General features: G+C 34.2%; 18 protein-coding genes, 1 pseudogene and 1 riboswitch. Of the genes and pseudogenes, 8 read left to right on the forward strand and 11 right to left on the reverse strand.

Translation table 11 applies throughout. From position 1 onward, the window contains the following. A complete protein-coding gene (locus tag MKS83_RS03670) occupies positions 1-462 on the reverse strand; it encodes an Lrp/AsnC family transcriptional regulator (RefSeq protein ID WP_100376994.1) in 462 nt (153 codons plus the stop codon). Between the two features lie 154 nt (positions 463-616). Further along, positions 617-802: riboswitch (cobalamin riboswitch) on the forward strand. A 387-nt stretch (positions 803-1,189) separates the two neighbouring features. Between MKS83_RS03670 and metE the strand changes: the two genes are divergently transcribed. The 4 genes from metE to MKS83_RS03690 all read left to right on the forward strand — a co-directional run bounded on the left by metE (position 1,190) and on the right by MKS83_RS03690 (position 5,340). Continuing rightward, positions 1,190-3,505 (forward strand): 5-methyltetrahydropteroyltriglutamate--homocysteine S-methyltransferase, encoded by a 2,316-nt coding sequence (gene metE / locus MKS83_RS03675; protein ID WP_240582010.1) that lies wholly within the window; start codon positions 1,190-1,192, stop codon positions 3,503-3,505. An 89-nt stretch (positions 3,506-3,594) separates the two neighbouring features. Continuing rightward, on the forward strand, positions 3,595-4,467 hold the full coding sequence (locus MKS83_RS03680) for a hypothetical protein (RefSeq protein WP_240582011.1): 873 nt from the start codon (positions 3,595-3,597) through the stop codon (positions 4,465-4,467). A 4-nt stretch (positions 4,468-4,471) separates the two neighbouring features. Further along, positions 4,472-4,804, forward strand: a complete 333-nt coding sequence (locus tag MKS83_RS03685) for a hypothetical protein (RefSeq protein ID WP_240582012.1) — start codon at positions 4,472-4,474, stop codon at positions 4,802-4,804. 89 nt (positions 4,805-4,893) lie between these two features. Next, positions 4,894-5,340, forward strand: coding sequence for a KTSC domain-containing protein (locus tag MKS83_RS03690; protein WP_240582013.1), 447 nt, complete (start codon positions 4,894-4,896; stop codon positions 5,338-5,340). A 73-nt stretch (positions 5,341-5,413) separates the two neighbouring features. On the opposite strand, the gene MKS83_RS03695 is transcribed toward MKS83_RS03690, so the two are convergent. Continuing rightward, entirely contained in the window at positions 5,414-6,214 is an 801-nt protein-coding gene (locus MKS83_RS03695) for a Cof-type HAD-IIB family hydrolase (protein WP_240582014.1), read from the reverse strand. Positions 6,215-6,340: 126 nt separating this feature from the next. Further along, positions 6,341-7,213, reverse strand: a complete 873-nt coding sequence (locus MKS83_RS03700) for an AraC family transcriptional regulator (protein ID WP_240583164.1) — start codon at positions 7,211-7,213, stop codon at positions 6,341-6,343. 155 nt (positions 7,214-7,368) lie between these two features. Here MKS83_RS03700 and MKS83_RS03705 point away from each other — a divergent pair, with 155 nt between their 5' ends. Continuing rightward, a complete protein-coding gene (locus tag MKS83_RS03705) occupies positions 7,369-7,965 on the forward strand; it encodes a hypothetical protein (protein WP_240582015.1) in 597 nt (198 codons plus the stop codon). Positions 7,966-8,276: 311 nt separating this feature from the next. On the opposite strand, the gene MKS83_RS03710 is transcribed toward MKS83_RS03705, so the two are convergent. From MKS83_RS03710 to MKS83_RS03725, 4 genes are all read right to left on the reverse strand, one after another. Then, a complete protein-coding gene (locus MKS83_RS03710; protein WP_240582016.1) occupies positions 8,277-11,465 on the reverse strand; it encodes an efflux RND transporter permease subunit in 3,189 nt (1,062 codons plus the stop codon). 6 nt (positions 11,466-11,471) lie between these two features. Further along, the gene (locus MKS83_RS03715; RefSeq protein WP_240582017.1) at positions 11,472-12,533 is read right to left on the reverse strand and encodes an efflux RND transporter periplasmic adaptor subunit; all 1,062 of its coding nucleotides are present in this window, start codon (positions 12,531-12,533) and stop codon (positions 11,472-11,474) included. A 9-nt stretch (positions 12,534-12,542) separates the two neighbouring features. Further along, positions 12,543-13,895, reverse strand: a complete 1,353-nt coding sequence (locus MKS83_RS03720; protein ID WP_240582018.1) for a TolC family protein — start codon at positions 13,893-13,895, stop codon at positions 12,543-12,545. A 94-nt stretch (positions 13,896-13,989) separates the two neighbouring features. Then, the gene (locus tag MKS83_RS03725; protein WP_240582019.1) at positions 13,990-14,583 is read right to left on the reverse strand and encodes a TetR/AcrR family transcriptional regulator; all 594 of its coding nucleotides are present in this window, start codon (positions 14,581-14,583) and stop codon (positions 13,990-13,992) included. A gap of 179 nt (positions 14,584-14,762) precedes the next feature. Here MKS83_RS03725 and MKS83_RS03730 point away from each other — a divergent pair, with 179 nt between their 5' ends. Next, positions 14,763-18,791 (forward strand): T9SS type B sorting domain-containing protein, encoded by a 4,029-nt coding sequence (locus tag MKS83_RS03730; protein WP_240582020.1) that lies wholly within the window; start codon positions 14,763-14,765, stop codon positions 18,789-18,791. Between the two features lie 121 nt (positions 18,792-18,912). Beyond that, positions 18,913-19,059, forward strand: a pseudogene (locus tag MKS83_RS03735) (helix-turn-helix domain-containing protein); the annotation flags it as partial. Positions 19,060-19,159: 100 nt separating this feature from the next. Here the strand turns inward: MKS83_RS03735 and MKS83_RS03740 are convergent. Next, positions 19,160-19,984: a S1 RNA-binding domain-containing protein gene (locus MKS83_RS03740; RefSeq protein ID WP_240582021.1), complete on the reverse strand. Its 825-nt coding sequence runs from the start codon at positions 19,982-19,984 to the stop codon at positions 19,160-19,162. A gap of 162 nt (positions 19,985-20,146) precedes the next feature. Between MKS83_RS03740 and MKS83_RS03745 the strand changes: the two genes are divergently transcribed. Continuing rightward, positions 20,147-20,638: a hypothetical protein gene (locus MKS83_RS03745; RefSeq protein WP_240582022.1), complete on the forward strand. Its 492-nt coding sequence runs from the start codon at positions 20,147-20,149 to the stop codon at positions 20,636-20,638. 76 nt (positions 20,639-20,714) lie between these two features. Here the strand turns inward: MKS83_RS03745 and MKS83_RS03750 are convergent, their stop codons facing one another. From MKS83_RS03750 to MKS83_RS03760, 3 genes are all read right to left on the reverse strand, one after another. Continuing rightward, the gene (locus tag MKS83_RS03750; RefSeq protein ID WP_240582023.1) at positions 20,715-21,581 is read right to left on the reverse strand and encodes a DUF4476 domain-containing protein; all 867 of its coding nucleotides are present in this window, start codon (positions 21,579-21,581) and stop codon (positions 20,715-20,717) included. Between the two features lie 95 nt (positions 21,582-21,676). Further along, positions 21,677-23,080 (reverse strand): dihydrolipoyl dehydrogenase, encoded by a 1,404-nt coding sequence (gene lpdA, locus MKS83_RS03755; protein WP_240582024.1) that lies wholly within the window; start codon positions 23,078-23,080, stop codon positions 21,677-21,679. Between the two features lie 203 nt (positions 23,081-23,283). After that, positions 23,284-23,628 (reverse strand): hypothetical protein, encoded by a 345-nt coding sequence (locus MKS83_RS03760; RefSeq protein WP_100375796.1) that lies wholly within the window; start codon positions 23,626-23,628, stop codon positions 23,284-23,286. Positions 23,629-23,679 lie beyond the last annotated feature (51 nt).

A 23,679-nucleotide genomic window follows, 5' to 3' on the forward strand; every position in this document is an offset into this window, starting at 1 on the left:
TTATATATTCACCCCATGAATATTTTTCACCTCTGCCATCACAAACGTACTGTGTGTACTTCCGATAGAATCTACAGAGCCTAATTTATTAAAAACAAAATCCTGATAGTGCTTCATATCTCTTACCTGAACTTTCAGTAAAAAATCAAAATCTCCGGAAATATTATAGCATTCTGCGACTTCATCAATCTGTAAAATATCTTCAACAAATCGATTTCCGACAGAACGATCATGGATTTTCAGTTTTACCTGACAAAAAACGGTAAAACCACGATTCAATTTTTCCGCTTCCAGAATGGCAGCATAATGTTTAATATATCCTTCCTGCTCAAGTCTTTTCATCCGTTCAAAAACAGGGGAAGCAGATAGGTTTACTTCTTTCGCAAGCTCTTTTACGGTTAGCTTTGCATTTTTTTGAAGGATTCTCAGTAGTTGAAGATCCTTTTCATCCAGTCTTTCCACAGAATAATATTCTTTTTTGGGGTTCAATTTTCAAATTTACAGAATAATAATCTTTTAAAAATATATAAACTGGAACAAAAATCTTATTTTAATAAACACATCCAATCAATATACTTTAATTACTATTTTTGAATCCTATTTTGTTCTTTAACATACTTCATCAAACGGAAAAGGTTTTACTTAAGGTAAATTAATAGGGAATCGTGTGAGAATCACGAACTGTCGCGCAACTGTAAGTAACACATCAAAAGTTTTTGTCCACGTGTATCCACTGTGTAAACGGGAAGGATGACAATAACTGTTATAAGTCAGGAGACCTGCCTGTTCCGAATTGACAATGCTCTCGCGGTTGGAGTTTTTGGTTAAGCAGATGATATTTGGAAATATTTTTGAGTTTGAGTTTAATGTTGAGTTTTAAATTTTTAAACGCAAAGATTTGTTGTTGTAACTTCTTATTTTTAGGAAGCAAAGAATTGCAACTTCATCGCTGATGAAGCGTATGGATAAACGTCTGCTTTTTACAATCAATAAAATTCATTCTTCTTTGCTCGCTTAAGTTATAAAGAAGATTTCATTAAAACTTTGTGTCAAAAAATAAAAGCTCCATTTATTCAAGAAAATTAAGTCCTTATTATCATTTTTCAACACAAAACTACTTTCCAATTCAGCATTACGAAGCATCCGAAGAACTTTTAAAACCATTATCTAATTTAAAAGTTGTAAGAAAATGCAAACACACCTTCTTGGCTATCCGCGTATTGGTAGCAACAGAGAACTCAAAAAAGCCTGTGAACAATATTGGGCAGGTAAAATCAATTTAGACGACCTTCTAGAGGTTGGAAAAACCATTACTCAAAGTAATTGGAAACTTCAGCAGGAAGCGGGAATTGACCTTATTCCCTGTAACGATTTCTCATATTACGATCACGTTTTGGATATGACCTTAACGGTTGGAGCCATTCCTCAACGTTATCAGGAAATTGCTTTAAAAAAGCCCGAACTGGACGTTTATTTTGCAATGGCAAGAGGTTTCCAGAAAGACGGTTTAGATATTACCGCAATGGAAATGACGAAATGGTTTGATACCAATTATCATTATATCGTTCCTGAATTTCAGAAAAACCAGGAATTTAAATTATTCTCCAATAAAATCACCAAAGAATTCATCAGTGCTAAAAAAGCTGGATTCAATGCAAAACCTGTTATTATTGGTTTATTAACGTATTTACTGCTGGGAAAAGAAAAAGAAGAAGGTTTTGATAAATTGGATTTAGCTCAAAACTTACTTCCTGTTTATATTCAGATTTTAAAGGAGCTGGAGAATCACGGTGCGGAATACATTCAGTTTGATGAACCATTTTTAGCATTGGATTTAACTGAAAAAGCAAAAGAAGCCTATCAGTTTGTTTATGCTGAAATCAAAAAACAGTTCCCTAAGCTTACATTTATTGTCGCAACTTATTTTGACGGTTTAAAAGACAATCTTTCACTCACCACTTCCCTACCTGTAGATGTTTTACACATTGACCTGGTTCGTTGTCCTGAACAATTGGATGAAATTTTAGATAATATTCCTAATCATTTAGGCCTTTCTTTAGGCGTTGTAGACGGCAGAAACATTTGGAAAAACGATTTTCAGCATTCGCTACAGTTCATTAAAAAAGCCGTTCAAAAAATAGGATCAAATAGGATCTTTATCGCTCCGTCCTGTTCTTTGTTACATTCACCTTTCGATCTGGATTCAGAGAAAAATGAAGAAACTTTATCTCCCGAAATCAAACAATGGATGGCTTTTTCGAAACAGAAAGTTTATGAGATTGTCAATTTAAAGAAATTGGCTTCAGAAAACCCGGATTACAATACGTTGCAGATTTTAGCAGAAAATAAAAAAGCTATTGAAAACCGTAAAACATCTGCATTAATTCACAATCAGAATGTGAAAACCCGTGTCGAGGTAACAACGAAAGAGGATGCACAGAGAAATTCACCATTTACGATAAGAAAAGAAGTACAACAGGAAGTACTGCAGCTTCCTCTATTTCCCACAACCACTATCGGTTCTTTTCCTCAGACGAAAGAGGTGAGAAACTGGCGTTCGAAATTCAAAAAAGGGGAATTGAATGCTGAACAATATGATACTTTATTGAAACAGGAAACCGAAAGAACGATTCGTTGGCAGGAAGAAATCGGAATCGATGTGCTTGTTCACGGGGAATTTGAACGAAACGATATGGTGGAATATTTCGGGGAACAATTGGCTGGGTTTGCGTTTACACAAAACGGTTGGGTTCAAAGCTACGGAAGCCGTTGTGTGAAACCTCCGGTGATTTTCGGAGATGTATACAGACCAAATCCGATGACTGTTTATTGGTCGGAATATGCTCAATCTTTAACTAAAAAATGGGTAAAAGGAATGTTAACAGGACCTGTAACGATCCTTCAATGGTCTTTCGTACGTGACGATCAACCTCGTTCACTAACCTGCAAACAGATCGCCTTGGCGATTCGTGATGAAGTCAATGACCTGGAAAAAGCAGGAATCAGGATTATCCAGATTGATGAACCTGCGATTCGTGAAGGACTTCCATTAAGAACATCTGACTGGCAAAATTATCTGAAATGGGCGGTTGAAGCCTTTAGAATTTCAGCAAGCGGTGTGGAAGATGCCACACAAATTCATACCCATATGTGTTATTCTGAATTTAATGATATCATTCAAAATATCGCCGATATGGATGCCGATGTAATTACGATTGAATGTTCCAGGAGCCAGATGGAACTGTTAAATGCATTTGCAGATTTCAAATATCCTAATGAAATCGGACCGGGAGTTTATGACATTCACTCACCAAGAGTTCCGTCTAAAGAGGAAATGGTGGAACTGTTGAAAAAAGCACAAGCCGTAATTCCAGCACAGCAACTTTGGGTAAATCCTGATTGTGGTTTGAAAACCCGTCATTGGGATGAAACGGAAAAGGCGTTGATTGCCATGGTGGAAGCTTCGAGAGAAGCGAGTAAGGAGTTTGCTTTGGAGACGCTTTAAAATTATTGATATTCATTTTTTCGGGAGCCTTTTGGGCTCCTGCTTTTGTTTTTTTAATTATAAAAACGTAAATTGAGTAAAACTTTCGCATGAATAACTTTGATGAATTAAAAAGAATTTCTGAACAAAATTCAAATCTAATGAGGATGTACAATATTGCATTTCCTACTAATAATATATTAAGATCTTTGCAACCTTTGATTGATATTCAAAAAAAATGGGAATCAATAATTCCAAAGATCACAGTTCCAGAACTCTTACTTCCTAATATTACAATTCCTAATTTAAATAAAATATTTCCATCAGAATTTGTTGAGCAATTAAGAAGAATTAGTTCCGTTGGTGAGAAATTTTCAAACAATCCAGAAGTTCAATTTGCTTTTATAACTGACTTAGAGGTATTAAATATAAAATCTACTGAAAATCTAAAAGAAACTTTAATTAATGACTTAACTGATATAGATTTACAAGAAAAAGAAATTTTATTGGATAAAAATTTATTGCCACTTTTAGAGGAACAAAATTTAGACGGTTTGTGGTTAGGAGCTACATATGCATTAGAGTCGAATAATCCTGACAAATTAAGACATTGCTTAGTTTCACTTCGTACAATATTAGAGTTTTTAATTGATGATAAATTGGCTTCGAATTATGAAATAAAAGACAATCCAATATTCGAAAAAGAATTTAAAAAGTATCATTCAGGAAAAGCTACAGTAAATGAAGTTAAAGTTCCAAGAAGAAAAAAAATAGAATATTTTATCTCTAAATTTAAATTTGGTTTTTTAGAAGAATTTACTGCCCATGAAATCCAATACGTTTGTGATTGTTATGCAATTTTATGCAATCTTCATCAGCAAGATGTTGGTTTGACTGAAAATCAAGTTAAAAGCTTAAAAGTAAAGACAGGTATCACTTTATGGTTATTATGCTACCTAAATAAAATTCAAGAAACCAATTAAGGTTATGACCACCAAAGAATTCGTAAAAAACTTCTACCAAGAGAAACAAAATATTCTCAATTTATGTTTTGACAATCAGTCAGAATATAGAACTCTTGTTTCAACAAAAATTGAAGAATTAAATTTAAATGAAATTCAAGCCAAAAAATTAAAAGATATAATTTCTAATCTTTTGACAGATAGTTTTTATACCATTTTACTAGGTTTGGATGGCTCTGTAAGCATCGGAAATTCACAAGAAAGCTTTAAAATATTTGATGAAGATGATAATTTAATTTCTGAAAGTGGAGATTTAGAAGGATTAGCTTACGAATACTTCCATGGAGAAGATAAATAATTCAAACCAAAACAAATTAATAATCAAAAACTTACAATTTTACCAATTAATTTCCTTAATTTTGCACCCCGAAAATAAGGATAGAAGATATGAAAAAAATTGGCGAGCACAGAAAACTTTTGGGAGTTGATCAGAATGTAACTTTAAAAGAGCTGAAAACCATCTACAGAAATGTGATGAAAGATACGCATCCTGATAAATTCATCAACGATGAAGCCGGACAACTGGAAGCTGAGGAAAAAAGTAAATCTGTGATTGAAGCTTACCATTTTTTAGTAAGTATCAATCCGGAAACGCAGGAAAAATACAAAGAAGAATATACAGAAACGATTACCAAATCCAATATCCAGGATTTTTATCTGGAAAAATCGATTCTTACCGTTCTTCACCTGAATGGAGTGTCATACGAATACATGGGTGTTCCGAAAAATACCTATATTAAGATGATCAATTCAGATTCACCAAGCCGTTTTGCAAGAAGACATATCTATGGAAATTTTGTTTACAGAAAAGCAGGTGAAGTAATGCAGAATTAATTCTGAAAACATAGTATAAATAATAAACCGTACCTCAATGAGATACGGTTTTTCTTTATCTTTTTTAGAACGTTTACATTCCGTTCAGATACGTTTTTATGGTTTCCAATACTCCAAACCGGTCGTTGGAACAGGCTTCAAACCTGGCTACTTCTTTTACCGAAGGATGGGCATTTTCCATAGCGTAGGAATAATGAGCATTCTTAAGCATTTCAATATCGTTCAGATAGTCACCGAAAGCCATTGTCTGCTCCGGAAGGATATTTAAAGATTTCTGCAGCTTTTCAATGGCATTTCCTTTGTTGGTGTGTTTATTCATAATATCCAGCCAGTTTTTCCCCGAAACTACGACTACTAAATCTTCATCTTCAAACTTTTTCAATGCGGGATACAGAAATTCTTCGGCACTTACCGGATGATAGACTGCAATTTTAAAAACCGAATCATCAACTTCCAGCGTAAGATCTTCTTTTTTCTGATTCTGAATGTAATATTTAGAAAAATAATCTACGAATACCTCATCGGAACTTTCATAATACGAGTTTTCTTTTGCACTTAAAACCGCTCTTGCTTCGGGAATTGCTCTTATTGTACGAATAATATCGGCAATGGATTCCTGGCTGAGCTTATCAGCAAAAATCTCTTCATTTTTATACACTACATAACCGCCGTTTTCAGCAATGAAACCTATTTCGCTTTGGATCTCTCCAAAATATTTGGTAATTCCCGACATCTGTCTCCCGCTTGCAGGAACGAAAAGAATATCGCGTTTTTTCAGTTCTTCATATACCTCTGGAAAATCCGGACTTACTTCATATTTTGAATTCAGAAATGTCCCGTCCATATCGGTTACAATGAGCTTTATATCCTTCATAAAATTCTTTTTCTTCTTCTTTATTTCTCAAACCTTATACAAATATAGACTTTAAAATCTTAAAGATGGGTTCAGTCCTTATTATCATCAGGTTATATAATTTTATTTTTTTTTAATATGAAATTCCTAATCAATCAGATAGTTAAATTCTTTTCTGTATTGTGAAGGACTTTTCCCGGTGTATTCTTTAAATGTTTTATTAAAGTAACTGAAATTATTAAAACCGGATTCAAAACAGACGTCAGTAATGCTTAAAGGCTGTTCTGCAAGGAGTTTTAATGAATGCGTAATCCTATATTCATTCACAAACTGGGTAAATGTTTTGTTGGTGATCTTTTTAAAATACCGGCAAAAAGAAGGTACTTTCATATTCGCAAGATCAGAAATCTGCTCCAGACTAATCTGTTCTTTAAAATGGTCTTTCACGAAATTGAAAATATGGTTAATTCTCTCATTGTCTTCCACCTGGGTCTGAAGATAATATTTTCCGGCATTTAAAATTCTGTATTCATTGGTAGAAGCCAGTTCTTCCAGGATTTTCAGGAACTTCATCAGTTTATCCAGCGAAGAAGACTCGTGCATTTCTACAATCTTCTGCCCTATTTCTTTTTTAATATTTTCAGAAAATACAATTCCTGCTTTTGCCTTTTCCAGCAGAACGGCAATTTTCTGCATTTCGGGTAAAGTCCAGATCTCTTCTCCTAAAAAATCAGGCTTAAACTGGATTACCATTTCATAATCATTATTGGTATTTTCATTAGTCATTCCGCAGTGTGGAAGGTTAGTTCCCATTAAAACCAGATCACCGTCTGAAAAATAGGAAATATTACTCCCGATTTGCCTTTTTCCTGAACCACCACACACGAAAATAAGCTCAATTTCAGGATGATAGTGCCAAATATGAGACTTAATATTTTCGTTTTTCAGAAATTTCAAACTCGTAAAACTGCTTCCTATATTAGGTTTTACGGCTTCAAAGGCAGGATGGGAATGCTTCATAACACTCGGGATAAAATCATACACAAAATTAACAATTAATATTTAAATATTCAATTTAAAGGTTAAAATAACACATAAATAAGAAAATTGTATAGTAGAACTGAAAGAAAGGCTGTTCTAAATTTGCAGTACTAACAAATGAAAAAATAAATATTATGAAAAAAGTATTTAGTTCGGCTTTAATGATAGGTTTTTTATCTATTTCAGCGAGTATGATGAGTAAAGACAGAGACTTTTCTCTTTCATTTGGAAAAACGGAAGCAGAAACGGTAAGGTTTGAATTATCAAACGCTAAGAATGTATCTGTAATTGTATACAATGACACATTTGGAGAGTTATTTTCTGAAGATTTAAATTCAGATGGGAACGTGGTAAAGTCTTATAACTTTAAAGACCTCGACGCAGGAGTGTATTATCTACTGGTTGAATCTGACTGGAAAATAGAAAAATATAAAATCAAGGTAAGTGCAGACAAAAAAGTGATCATTGATAAAAAGCCTGTTGCAGAAATTACCAAGCCGGAATTTCAGGTTAACGGGAATAAAGTGAAGTTGTTTTTATCAGGATTAAAGAATACAGCAAAAATCTCTGTATCTGATTTTTCAGGGAACATTTATTATAACAAGACAAAATCTGCAACCGACGGGAAACTTGAAGTTACCTTCGATTTAAATCCAGAAACAGCTGATAACTATATCATCAGTGTAGAGGAAAGCGGAAAAGTTTTTAACAAAGTAGTCAGCTTGAAATAATCTCTTATTTCAAACGGATAAAAATTTTTTATATAGTTTTATTTTGAGTCAGGTTTTTTCTGAAAATTTCGGTAAAAATCTGGCTTTTTTGTACACTATACCCTTTTTTAAACATTCGCTAATTCAATCTATAAGCATACAAAATCCTATCATTTTAAAAGAATATATATAAGTTTTAAATCTATTTTTGTTAGTCTTTAAAGAATAACATTCACTAAATTATATTGTTTCACATTTTTATTTCCTTAACAGGCTAAAAAAAAAAGCGTATCATTTCTGATACGCTTTTTGGGTTAATTAAAGGTGTTATATTAATCTACATGCTTTGCAGTAAATCCGTCTTCACTTAATTCTCTGTGTACATAATCCGCTTTCATTTCAGCATCATAATCCACTTTCTCATGTTTACCCATTCTTCTTAGAATAGAGTCAAACAATGAATATACTACCGGTACAATAATCAGCGTAAGGAATAATGATGATGTCAAACCACCGATGATTACCCAAGCCAATCCGTTGTTCATCTCCGCTCCAGCTCCTTTTGCAATCGCAATAGGGATCATACCGAAAATCATCGCAATTGTTGTCATCAAAATCGGACGAAGACGAGCATGGTTAGCCTGAATCAAAGCGTCGTGTGTGTTAGCTCCAGCCGCTTTTCTCATATTGGCAAAATCGACAATCATAATCGCGTTCTTCGCTACCAAACCAATCAACATAATCATACCGAGCATTGTAAAGATGTTTAATGAGTTTCCTGTAATTGCCAGGATCACCATTACCCCAATCAATGCCAGTGGAATTGAGAATAATACTACAAATGGATAAACAAACGAGTCATATAAAGAAACCATTACCAAATAAACCAATACAATAGCCGCCATCAAAGCAATTCCTAAAGTACCGAAACCTTCCGTCTGGTTTTCCATATCCTTACTCCAGATGTAAGTTACACCTGCAGGTTTAGTCTTTTCATTATTCATAAACTGGTCTGCCCATTCATTGGCAACATCACCCACAGGACGACCGACCACTTTAGATTTCACCTTCACAGAAGGCGCTTTATCTCTACGCTCCAGCAAACTTGGTCCAGAACCCATTTTCACTTCCGCAAACTGACTTAGTCTGATTTGTTCTCCTTTTGGATTGGTGAACATTAGGTTTCTAACATCATCAATAGATTGTCTGTTAGCATCACCAAAACGGATATTGATATCATATTCATATTCTCCTGCTCTGAATTTCCCATCTGTATTTCCACTGAATGCAGTCTGCATAGTCTGTCCTACACTAGCAAGATTTAAGCCTAAAGAAGCCATTTTATCTCTATCGATATTTACCTGAACTTCCGGACTTCCTGAGTCGGTGGATAATTCTGCATCTACAGAACCAGGCACTTTTTTAAGTAATTCTAGGATTCTATTCGCTTCTTTATTTGCAGTTTCGTTGTCCTGAGCCGTTACCACCATTTCGATTGGCGCGTTTTCTGCTCCCATTAATCCGATTGGTGCTGTTTTGAACTCAACGCCTGTGAATTTCTCTTCTAAAGCTCTTTTTATTTTAGCCGATTTGATATCTGTACTTTCGTTACGTTCAGATTTATCCACTAAAATTACCTGAATCTCGGATTGATATAAAGTAGCCTGCGCACCACCAAAACCTGTGGACTGCTGACCAACTGTTGTAATCATATCTACAACATCCTTATCATTTCTAAGGTATTTTTCAACTGCCAATGTTACCTGGTTGGTTTTTTCTACAGAAGCATCTTTTGGTAATTCCATCTGAACAAGAAACTGTCCTCTGTCCATTTTTGGGAAGAATTCACCTCCGATAAATCCAAATGCTACCAACATAAAGGAAGAAATCAAAATAATAAATGTTACAATAACAGTCATTATTCTTCTTAATGTCGATTTCAAACACCACTCCAAGATTCCACTAATCCAGTGTGTAAATTTCTCCAATTGTTTTTCGAACCAAAGGATAAATTTCTCAAATGGATTTTTCCCGGTCAAATGTACCAACTTACCAAATCTTGATGATAACCAAGGAATAATCGTAAAGGAAGCCAACAATGATAACATCGTCGCAATAACGACGGTAACACAGAACTGCGCCAAGATATTAGACACTAATCCTGAACTCATCGCAATCGGTAAGAATACCACCACGATTACCAATGTAATTGCTGTTACGGTAAATCCAATTTCTGAAGCTCCGTCATAAGCCGCACGGATTCTGCTTTTCCCCATCTCCATATGGCGGTAAACGTTCTCCAAAACTACAATCGCATCATCCACCAAGATACCTACCACGAGCGAAAGTCCTAATAAACTCATCAAGTTCAAGGTATATCCCATCAGGTACATTCCGATTACCGTTGCAATCAACGACACCGGAATCGAAACCATTACAATAAAGGCATTTCTGATGTTGTGAAGGAACAATAACATTACTATAGCAACCAAAATAATCGCCAAGAATAAATCGAATATTACATGGTTTGCAGCTTCTAAAGTAAATTCTGTTGTATCATCTACAATATTAATTTTAACACCTTGAGCTTTATAACTGTTCTGAACCGTACCAATTGTCTCCTGCACCAATTCTGAAACCGAAACCGCATTGGCATCAGATTGTTTTTTAATCTGCATCAAAATAGTAGACTTCTGGTTGAATCTTGCTACTTTTTCTACATCTTTCTGAGTATCAAAAACCGTTGCAATATCGGACAAACGAACCTGCGCTCCGTCTTTGTTAGAAACTACAAGATTGTTCATCTCTGCAACATCTTTGTATTTCCCAGAAAGTCTGATAGTAGAACGAGAAGTTCTGGTCTTTAAGGCGCCTGTCGGGAAATCTAGGTTGGAAGAAAGAATCGCCTGTTGTACATCTGCAATGGCAAGACCATAGCCTTGCATCTTCTTTTCATCCAAACTTACTTGAATTTCTCTTTCCTGTCCGCCTACGAGATCAACTTCTGCAACACCATTTACACGAGAAAAGATAGGCTCTATTTTTTTATCTAAAAGGTCGTAAAGATCTTTGTTATTCAACTTATCACTGGTGATACTTAAGGTCATGATTGGTAGATCGTCCAATGAGAATTTCTGCAACGAAGGCGGATCTGCATCATCTGGAAGATCTGCTAAAATAGCATTTACCTTTCTTTGCGCATCATTCAACGCATAGTTTACATCGGCTCCTGTGTTCAAAGTTACGGAGATCACGGATAAACTTTCGTAAGAAGATGACTCTACTTTCTTCACGTTTTCCAAAGAACCAACGGCATCTTCAATTTTTCTGGTTACCGAAGTTTCCACCTCGCTTGGCGAAGCACCTGGATAAACCGTAGAAATCGTCACCATATTGGTTTCAAACTTCGGAATCAACTCGTACCCCATCATAGAGTAACTCAACAAACCACCCAATGTCAGAATCGTAAATAATACGATAACGAGCGATGGTCTTTTAATGGATATTTCTGCTAACTTCATCTTCTCTTACTTTACGATATTGATTTTTGAACCGTTATCAAGGTTGATCTGTCCGCTGGTAATTACTTGTTCACCAACATTTAATCCGCTTAAGATCTGAACTTTGTCTCCGTATACTTTTCCGGTTTGAACTTTAATTAGTTTAGCAGTTCCATTGCTCACAACAAATAACTGTCCTGAACTTACTCCGTTTACGAAAGCTTCTGCCGGAACGGTTAACATATTTTGAGTTTCTGCACCGTGGTTTGTTTTAAAGGTAGCTGTTGCATACATCCCCGCTTTAAGGTTTCCTCTGTTCTGAACTTCAATTTCAACAGGGAAATTTAAAGAAGCATCACTTTTAGGAGCGATGAACGTAATTCTTCCGCTGAAAGATTCTCCAGGCAAAACATTTACATTAATAGCCACTTCCTGGCCCAATGCAATTTTTCCAACCTGACTTTCATCTACTAATACAGAAAGTTTAAGGGAATTGATGTTTACAATTTCAAACATTGAAGTTCCCGGAGATACTACAGTTCCCGGCTCCACCATTTTCTTGTTGATGGTACCGCTGATTCCCGCTCTTACGTTGGTATCATTTACCTTAACACTCTGAGCTTTTACTGCTGCCTGAGCATTTTTAAGCTGTAATCTTGAGTTATCAAGCTGTTGTTTTGTAACACCACCAGTTTTATATGCATTTTCGTAACGTTGGTTATCAATAATCGCATTTTGTAAATTGTTTTGAGCCTGAGTAACATCTACTTCAATCGCATCTCTTTTAATAGTTGCCAATGTCTGACCTGCAGAAACTCTTGATCCTTCTTTTACCAAAACACTTACAATACGTCCTGAAATTTCAGAAGACTGGTTCATTTCCTGCTTAGGAATAAAAGTTCCGTTCGCTGAATAATCCGTATCAATATTTTCTCTACCTGCTGTTATTACATTCACATTGATCTTATCAACCTGCTTAGCAACTTCTTTTACTTCCTGCGTCTGTTTTTCTTTATTACTGGCAATTTTATAAGCTGCCAACCCTATTAATACCGCCGCGACGATAATATATATTAAAGTTTTTTTCATTTTCGTTTATTATAAGTTTTGTAGTGTATTTAATTCTCCTTTTGCTTTTATCAGCTTTATCTCAGCTTGTTTGTAGTCTAACAAAGCGTTTGCATAGTTTTGTTTAGCCTGAGTCAGTGCATTTTCAGCATCCAGCAATTCTGTAAGTGTTGCCAATCCGTTTTGATAATTAGATTGTGTATTTTTCTGAACTCTTTCAGCCAATCCTACGTTATCCTTCATGCTTTCGATATTGATCAACGCATTTTCCATATTTGAAATGGCATTCTTATAATCTAAGCTTAAACTTAATTGCGTATTCTGAATATCCTGATCTAAATCCTGAATATCAATTTCCGCCTGATTTATTTTAGCTTTTGTAGCCCCTCCTGTAAAAATAGGAATGCTTACATTTAAACCAATTGCAGAATAATCACTCCAAAGAACTCCGTTTTTAAAACCGTTAGTCAGTGGAAATTTGCCCCCGTTTGCTCCCCAACCGTAGTTTGCCGTTAAGTTCACTGTAGGATAAAGGTATGCCTCGGTAGCTTTTTTATTGAAAACCAAAAGCTCTCTGTTCTTATTTAAAACTTTAAGCTCCATACGCTCATCAAGGTTTACAGCACTCGCAATAAGTTCAGGTTTTGGCTCAATTGTTTTTTCTTCCAGTTCGATATCTGTACTAATTGGAATTCCCATGTAAAATTTCAAAGCATTTTTTGAAAGTTCCACCGAATTGATCAACTGCTGCTTATTCGAACCAATATTAGTCAGCTGCACATTCGTACGATCCAAATCTATCGGCTTTGCTAATCCATTCTTTACCAAACTCTGGATTACATTTCTTACTCTCTCCGTATTGGCATAACTCGCCTCAATGGTTTTAAGATTTTCTTCCTGTACAAACACCTGATAATAAGCTGTTGCCACATTTTCAATCAATTGCTCATTGGTAAGCTGCGCATTCAGAATATAGAATTCTCTTGTAGATTTTGCTGCTTTCAACCCTGTGAATACTCTCTGATCAAAAATCGCCTGCTGAAGTTGTACAGAAGCCGTAGAATTCCATGGCTGTCCGAGCTGAGCCCTAATCTTTTCTCCTCCAAATTCCAGCAATGACTCCTGAATGAGGGGGTTGTAGGTCAACCCCGCCGTAGCACTTATCTGCGGTAAAGCTCCGGCTTTGGCTTCATCAATCTTATATTCGGCCTTTTTGATCTGTAAAGCAGCCTTTTTTGCCTCCGTCTTGTTCTGAAGAGCCTGTTTTATGGCTTCCTGCAGAGAGATCTGCTGCTGTGCAGATACTGATGAAAAACCGAAAATCATACATGCAGCCGCTATCCCAATTTTTAGCTTATTTGCAGTTATACACTTTCTTTTCATAATTTTATACTCGTTTATTTTTTTAATGTAATTGCTATCTTCAATGTTTTTATTTCTAAAGGACGAATCATTTCTTAAAATACTTTAACATTTTTTAATTTTTAAATAACATATTCAAAATTATCTCCTTTCTTACTGAAATGATCTTATCAAATTCTTCACTGCTGATCATTAAATTCTCCATTAGTAAAGGCCTTACAGCACTTGGAAAAACCAATAATGAAATCATATTGAGAACAAACTGAATGGGCTCCATTTTATCAATAGCCCCCTTCTCCATTTCCTGCTCTATATCTTTATATAATTTATTCAGTTCATCCTCTTCAATATCTCTTTTGTGACAATTTCCTTTATTGATCTGTGATACGATATAGGTTTCCAAATATGGATATTGTAAACTTGTAGATAAACTTCCTTCTATAAACTGACCTATTTTCTCTTTAAAAGGCAGATCAGAGTTCATTATTATTTCAGATTTTTCCTTCTCTACTTTTTGCGCTTCATCAAAAATGATCTGAATCAGATTATCTCTGGAACGGAAATAATAATTAATAAGCGTTCTGTTAACACCAGCTGCATCAGCAATTTCCTGAGTAGTGGTATAAAACTTCCCTTTCACAAAGAATAAATTCTTCGTTGTTTCTTTGATCAATTCTTGTGTTTGGTCTTTTTTGGCTTGATTTGACATTATTGTTAAACAATTTTGTGCAAATATAAATCAATCACTTGTTTTGACAAAATTGTTAAACAAAAAAATTAAACAAATTTGTATGATTTGCATCATATTTTGAAACTCAAATCATCGATTAATGATTTATTCATCCATACAAATGTCCTGTTTCATTATATTTGCCGAAAAAATTAGTAATGATGAAAAAAATTTTATTTATTTTTTCAATAATTAGCTGTGCTTTTTTGTCTGGACAGAAAAATCTTCAAAAGAATAATGAATATTATTTTTATGAAAATAAAGGACAAATTTTAAATCAAGATGGTAAGGAAAATAAAAATGTTCAATACTTATTTTTATCAAATGGTTTAAATGTTCAATTGAAGAAAAACGGGTTTTCTTATGATGTATATCAAGTAGAAGAGGTCGCTCAAAATAATCCTGCAAAATTGAAATTAGCAACACCTGAATCAGAAAAAAAATTCAAATACAAATTTCACAGAGTCGATATTGAATTACTTCATTCAAATAATAACTCTGAAATTATTGCCGAAGGAAAATCTCCTGACTATGAAAATTTTTATACAATTCCTGATAAACCTGAAGGGGTTCTTAATGTTCATCGATATAAAAAAGTTACATACAAAAATATTTACAACAATATTGATCTTGTATTTTTCAAGCCACAAGATACATTGAAACCAATTGAATATAACTTTATTATTCGTCCTGGAGGAAGAGTTTCCGACATTAAATTAAAATTTAATGGTATAAAAACCCACCTAAAAGATGATAAAATTGTAATGAACCTCCGCTTTGGAGAAATGCAGGAAAACATTCCTCAATCTTGGATAATTAATGCGAGCTCAAAGATAGAAACAGAAATAAAATTCAGGCAGATTGAGGACAACACTTATGGATTCATTGGAAGCAAAGATAATTATGACAAAGTTTTAATAATAGATCCCGTCCCAACTCCACTTTGGATAAAAAATTTACCCAATTGGGTCTACCAATCAAATAGCTACTATAGGGTTTTTGCAAATAACAACCAAGAAGTTTACACCAGTTTTACTACTATTGCAAAGTACAATTTTGCAACAGATACTTATACGATTATGGATTCTTATTCACAAAACTACGGTTATGTGTCTAAGTTTGATCCTTCAGGAAATAAAATATGGGGTGTTTTTATTGGAAATCATCATTATAATTATAATGGAGACAGTACAAATATGCTAAAAGATATTGTAGTCAATTCAAATAATGAAATCTATGCAATTGGTCATGCTAGAGATACTACAAACGGAACAAACACGATTACAACCCCAGGTGCACACAAAACTAACTCTTCATTTGTGAGCCAATATTATCCGATGGATAATACTGATGGTTTCATTATGAAATTCAATGACAATGGAATTAGAATTTGGGGCACGTATTTCGGGGGAAATAATGGAGATAGTATTAACTCTATTGTTTTAGATTCAAATGAAAACTTAATATTAGCTGGTTTAGCTTTAGGAAATGATGGCATCGCTACTCCAAATGCTGAAATACCTACTAATTCAAACATTTTAAACGGAACATCATTTATAGCTAAGTTTTCTGCCAGTGGCCAACAGCTTTACGGATCGTACTTCAATTTAAGAGAAGGTATTAAAAAAATCGATCGGGATACTTCAGGTAATATATATTTAACAGGAGATGTCTACAGAAATTATAACACTAGCGGACCAGGTACAACAGGAACTCATCAGCAGAATATTATTGGTGAAGGAAATACATATTTAGGGAAATTAAACAGTAATTTTCAATTTCAATGGGGAACTTATTATGGAGGACGCAATTGGTATGGAATTTTACATAATATGAATGAAGGCTTTTCTAGAGTTTCGGATTTGAAAATAGATCAAGATGGAAATATTATTTTATTAGGTAATACTAATGCACAAGAAAAAATTGCAACTTCAGGAACTCATCAGCCTGCCTATACAGGCCAAACAGGAAACGACATATACCTCACAAAATTTAATCCAAATGGAACGCAAATCTGGGGTACATATTTTGGAGCAACAACAAATATTAACGTTGATGATGATGTTTCATATTGTATTTCTATAGATGACAATAATAATATTTTGTTTGGTGGAAGAACCTCAAACAATATCAATATAGCTACAACAAACGCTTTCCTTCCCACTAATAATGGAGGATATTATTCCGGTTTTTTTACTAAATTTAACACTACAGGAAATCAAACTTGGGGTACCTATTACTATCTTACAATCAATTCTATTTATGCTCGAGCAAATAATATATACATTTTGGGAGGTGCACAGATAAATAATAATTTCGCAAAATTCTATGATTGTGCTGCTGGAATTTCAGCAACATCAAACTCTCCCGTTTGTATCAATTCAAACATACAATTAAATGCTTCCGGTGGTACAATGTACAGTTGGACAGGTCCAAACGGATTTACGTCTAACCAGCAAAATCCAATAATTCCAAATGCTTCGATAGCTAATACGGGAACCTACACATGTCAAATCACAGGATCGGGAGCTTGTGACGGAACTTTCAGTGTAAACGTAGTCGTTGGAGATAGTATTCCTCCTATTCCAAATACCACAACACTCCCAGATATTACGGGAGATTGTCACACTACAATTTCAACTATCCCAACCGCAACGGATAATTGCGTAGGAACCATCAATGCAACAACAACAGATCCATTGTCATATTCTCTTCCCGGAACTTATATCATTCATTGGATTTATAATGATGGAAACGGAAATACAACAACACAAAATCAAACTGTAATTGTAACCGCTCCTGCACCCCCAACTACCATAAATACGCAACAGATATTCTGTAAAACCAACAATCCAAAAATTTCAGACCTTCAAATTACAGGTCAAAATATAAAATGGTATGATGCGGCTGGAAATATTTTAACTCCAACAACAGCTTTAGTAAATGGACAAACTTATTATGCTTCTCAAACTATCAATGGATGTGAGAGTAATAAAGTATCTATTCAGGTAACGATAAATGAAACTCCGAAGCCTTCGGGAAATACCGCTCAAGATTTTTGTTCTTCAGCAGCTCCAAAATTAACTAACCTAATCGTTTCCGGAACTGCTTTACAATTTTACGATGCCGCCGGAAATATATTACCATTAACAACTCCACTTGTTCATGGTACTACCTATTTTGTCACGCAGACATTGAATAATTGTGAATCGGAAAAACTGGCAATTTCTGTGACTCTTTCTAACAACAACGTCCCGGCAAATGCATATTCTGTAACTTTATGCAATACCACAATAGGAAATTCTATGGTTGCAGATCTGACTTCATATCAAGGTAACATTATTGCCAATCCTGCAGCTTATATATTTACTTATACAGATACTGCAGGAAATGTAATTTCAAATCCGTTAAACTATGTTTTAAATATTGGTCAGAATGCAGTTTTTGTAAAAGTTTCCACTCCGGACGGATGCTTTAAAATTGTAAGATTAAGTATAACACTCAATCCTAAACCTGGACTGAATCTTCCTGAAAAAATAGACTTCTGTAAGGGGAAAAGTATTGTTTTAGATGCAGGAAGTGGATATACATCTTATGTATGGAATACCGGAGCAACAACCCAGACAATAACAGTTTCTACGCCTGGAAATTATTCAGTCACTGTAACTAATAATTTCGGATGTCAGGATACAGACAATACTTTGGTAAGCTATACAATTTTACCTGAGATTGTTTCGGTTAATATCTCCAATAATACAGCAACCGTCATTCTTTCAGCAACAGGAAATTTTGAATATTCACTCGACAATTCATCCTGGCAAGATTCCAATATTTTCTCGAACTTAAATATGGGAGAATATATTGTGTATGTAAGAACAAAAGAAGGATGTGTTATTGGTCAAAAATCTTTCTCTATTTTTAACATTCCCAATACTTTTACTCCAGACGGAGATGGGTATAATGATAAATGGAAAATCGCAGGCTTAGATAATTATTCAGGATCCGAAGTAAGTGTTTATGACCGGAAAGGTCTTCTTGTTTTCAAAGAAACAATTACTAAAAAACCTTTAATATGGGATGGAAAACAAAATGGAAATCAACTTCCGACAGGAACGTACTGGTATATCATAAAAGTTTCCGATGGTAGAATTTATAATGGTTGGGTACTAATTAAGAACAGGGAATAACAAAAAAGCGAGCAGAAATTTCTGCTCGCTTTTTTATTTTTACAATAACTAATTTGAATTAGTCAATACTTAATCTGACAGTTATAATCAAATTAAATAACTTTAAAACAGATTAAGTATTATGACAACACAACAAAAGATCATCAAAAACAAGTTAGGCGTACTTGAATTAGCACAACATTTAGGAAACGTATCCAAAGCCTGTAAGGTGATGGGATATTCCCGAGACAGTTTTTATAGATTTAAAGAATTGTATGAGCAAGGAGGTGGAAGTAAGGACAATATTGGATAACTGACAATTATTTTTAACCCCTAACTGTCAGATAAAGTTGTGGCTATTACAAATAATTAAATTAAATTAAATTAAATTAAAGTAATTTAATTTTATCCTCTTCAATATCGATAATCTTATCTTTATACAATCCTCCAATTGCCTTTTTGAAATTCTTTTTACTCATCTGAACCTCCTCTTTAATCTCTTCGGGAGTAGACTTATCCGAAAGATAAAGCAATCCATAGTTTTCTTCTAATTTGTCTAAAATTTTCTTTTTAAACTCATCTATATTTTCAAAACCCTGAGGCTGTAAAGAAACATCAATTTTTCCGTCTTCCCTGATTTCTTTAATATATCCTGATTCTTCAGATAAAGGATATAATTTTTTGAAAACATCCGAACTGTAGATTAATCCGATATACTTTTTATTGATAACCACATTCCAGCCCAGTTCACTTTCATTCATCATGATCAGATCAACCTTATCTCCTTTTTTAAAAGGCAAATCCTGATACTGAGGGTTTCTCTTGAATTTTGTTGTTCCTGTAATTAAATCCAGATCTTCATCTACATAAATGTAAACTAAATATCTTTTGCTTTCAACAATTTTAGTTTTTTGCTGTTTGTAAGGAATAAACAAATCTTTGATGATTCCCCAATCCATAAAAGCGCCACTTGGCAGACTTTGTACACAACTCATTACTGCAAACTCTCCAACTTCAGCCAGAGGAATTTCTGTAGTTGCTTTCAGTTTATGGTCGTCCTGATAAACGAAAACCTCCATTTCATCACCAATTTCTTTTTCATCCTGAACAAAAATTTTAGGTAAAAAAGCTTTTTCACCAGATTCATCCGTTAGGATCCATCCTGAATTGTTTTTGTCTGAAATTTTTAAAGTCTGAGTTTTTCCGGGTTGCATGTATGATAAAATTAGCTCACAAAGGTACGGAAATTTGAGTATTTTAATCTATTTATAATTCATAGGTGTTACAGATATCTTCAATAAGCTGTTTTAAAAGTTAATTTAAAAAAAAATAACACTTGTAAAGAAAAATAATACTAGTTTTATAAAAATATCAATATGACAATACCAAAATCAATTATTTCCACTCTTTTCGTTACACTCGTAGTCATTTCCTGCTCAAAAACACCAAAAATCAACGATGAATTCCGAAATACTGTAATTTCAAAAATAAATCTTCACCAAGATACTTTGCTTGTTTTCAATCAATTTTTGGATCAGCTGGATTCAAAAAACAAAACTTTTGGAGAGTATTACATTAAAACCCATCGTGATATTCAGGATTCCTGTGACAAAGTTTTAGCTGCCAAATATGAGCCTGAACATTTTGTTTATAATAATCATACCCCGGAAGATTTTGACTTTCTACATAAGATTACCGTAGAGTCACTTAATAATTATCATAAAAAATTAGATATTGACACCAGTAAAATCTATATGATAGAATGGGTTACCAATTCCAGTCCTGATATCAAAAGATACTTAAATCAAAAATATGGTTTAGGGATTTTTATTTCGGAAGATCAACCTCAGGATGCGGCAAAAGAGTAATCTTAAGTTTTACTTATACCATTTATTAACAAAAAAAGAGAGGTTTTAAGCTTCTCTTTTTTGTTGGTATTAATATTTAAGATTTTGCTACAAAATCCATCAACTCCCGTTTGCTACTTTCAAAATCAAATGCATCACAAACTATAAAATATTTATGCTTGTCAACACAATTATTAAATATAGATTTTGCCAAAGACAATTTATTTTTATCAAAACTCATTTCCTTTACCAAAGCCTGTATCTGTTGGGATGTAAACATGGTTGTACGCATCTGCTGTCTTATCATGGAAAGTCTGTCATCGTCAAATCTTGCATTTCTCTGAAGCATAGAAAGGAAATCGCCGAAAGAACTGTTATCCATAACATTAGCATAATTCCCTCCATTATTCCAATTATTCCCCTGATTTCCATAAGGATTATTCCAGACATCGTTCCAGTTATTAAAACCGTAAGACTGATTTTGAACAGGATAAGAATCTAAAAGATACAAACCTTTATTGGTAAAAAAATCAAGGACTAATCTGCTGTTATTACGGACATTTAAAGTGGTTCTGTATAATAAATAACCGTTTTCGTAAATAGAAATCGGAATTCTTCCGGATGGCAGATCAAAAAATCTGAATTTTCCAGAATTGTTAGCCATAAACTGATCACCTAATTCTACACTAAATATTCCCTGCTCCGGAATTCTAAGAAAAACTTCAGAATAGCCATAATCTACATTCCATTGATATCCTGAGTTTTTAAAACCAGATTCATTATTTTGGTCCTGATTTCTAAAACCTGAATTATTGTTAATTCTAGCCTCACTTCTTCTAGTATTTGGAGATTCTATCTCTGTTTTTGAGGCTTCGTTTTTTAAAAGCTCCCCTACTTTTCCTGCTTCTTGTGCAAATGAATGAATTCCTATAAGAAACATAAAACCGATAAAAATATTTTTCATAAGTATCTTTTTAATTTACAATCTCCATTTTTATGCCAAAAAAAGAGAAACCATAATTATGGTTTCTCTTTTTGTATAATAGGATTATTTTTCAATTACATATGAATAGGTCTTTTCGCTGTAGCATCCAATGCAGCTTCTTTAATTGCTTCTGCATAAGTCGGGTGAGCGTGAGAACTTCTTGCAATATCTTCAGCACTTGCACGGAATTCCATTGCAATAACTCCTTCTGCAATAAGGTCTGCAGCTCTTGCTCCTACAATGTGCATTCCTAAAACCTCATCCGTTTTTTCATCTGCAATGATTTTAACCAAACCGTCCACATCGCCACTTGCACGGCTTCTTCCTAAAGCTCTCATAGGGAAAGATCCTACCTTGTAAGCTACCCCCTCTTCTTTCACTTGCTCTTCAGTTTTACCAACCCCTGCAACTTCAGGCCAAGTATAAACAACTCCCGGAATTAAATTATAATTGATGTGAGGTTTTTGTCCTGCCAATGTTTCAGCAACGAAAACTCCTTCTTCTTCAGCTTTGTGAGCCAACATTGCTCCTTTGATAACGTCTCCGATCGCATAGATATTAGCAACGTTAGTCTGAAGATGATCGTTTACCTTTACTCTTCCTCTTTCGTCAAGCTCAACACCCGCTTTCTCCAGTCCAAGACCTTCAGTATAAGGTTTTCTACCTACAGAAACCAAACAATAATCTCCTTCAACAGTTACCTCTTCTCCTTTTTTATCTTTGGCAGTAATTTTTACAGTATCTCCGTTTCTTTCCACTGCAGAAACTGCTGTAGAAAGCATGAATTTCATTCCTTGCTTTTTAAGAACTTTAGTTAATTCTTTACTTAAAGCTCCATCCATTCCAGGGATGATTTTATCCATAAACTCAACCACAGTTACCTGAGCTCCTAATCTTAAATAAACAGAACCTAATTCAAGACCGATAACTCCACCACCGATCACTACCAAATGCTTAGGAATTTCCTTAAGATTTAAAGCTTCTGTAGAAGTAATTACTCTTTCTTTATCTAAAGTGATGAAAGGTAAAGTAGATGGTTTAGAACCTGTTGCAATGATGGTATATTTAGATTCGATCGTTTCAGTAGAACCGTCGTTTTTCGTTACTTTGATCTGAGTTGCAGATTCGAAGCTTCCAACTCCTTCAAAAACAGTGATTTTGTTTTTGTTCATCAGGTAATTGATTCCGTCTGTATTTTGTTTTACCACCTCATTTTTACGCTCGATCATTCTTGCGATATCTGCCTGAGGCTCATTGATAATGATTCCGTGACTTGCGAAATTGTGCTTTGCATTTTCAAAATGTTCAGAGCTATCCAAAAGCGCTTTTGACGGAATACACCCAACATTAAGGCAAGTTCCTCCTAAAGTAGGATATTTTTCAATAATTGCTGTTGTGAAACCTAATTGTGCAGCACGGATTGCGGCAACATAACCTCCAGGACCAGAACCGATTACGGTAACATCGAATTGACTCATGTTATTTTATGAATTTGTTTATTATTAACTTTCTTACTTCTTACAAATTTAACGATTAATTACCACGTGAGAAAGTGAGATTTGTCAATTTTGAAGTTATTGTTAAGTTAACTAAAATGCTTCGACTTGGTTCAGCATGACAACGTTACTTTTTAAAAGCAGTTAGTACTAGAATGTCATGAAGTCGAAACATTTATAAAATGTTACACATTCAGTTTTCCTTGCCCAAACTCTCCCATACTCTCAAAAAAGGAACCGCCATACACATACCATTCAAGACTTTCAAGATATTCTACGGCATTTTCCGGGGTAATGTTTGGTCTATCCTTTTTAGAAACAATTCCTTTGTACCATCTTCCTGATTTAGAATAATGCTCATATTCCACAAAATAATGAATCCAGATTCTTTGACAAAGCTTACATTGCTGAATCGTTACTTCTCCATATCTTCCGTTAGTATGATCTATACCTAATTCAGAACTTCTGTATTCCGTATAGTTCGAGTTAGGCTTTTCACAAGAGCAACCCAATTTCTGAATTTTATTCATTAGAAATATTGATTAGATAAGATTAATGGCATCAAATGTAAGAAAATAAGA

Source organism: Chryseobacterium sp. Y16C, assembly GCF_022488405.1.
Classification (GTDB): Bacteria; Bacteroidota; Bacteroidia; order Flavobacteriales; family Weeksellaceae; genus Chryseobacterium; species Chryseobacterium geocarposphaerae.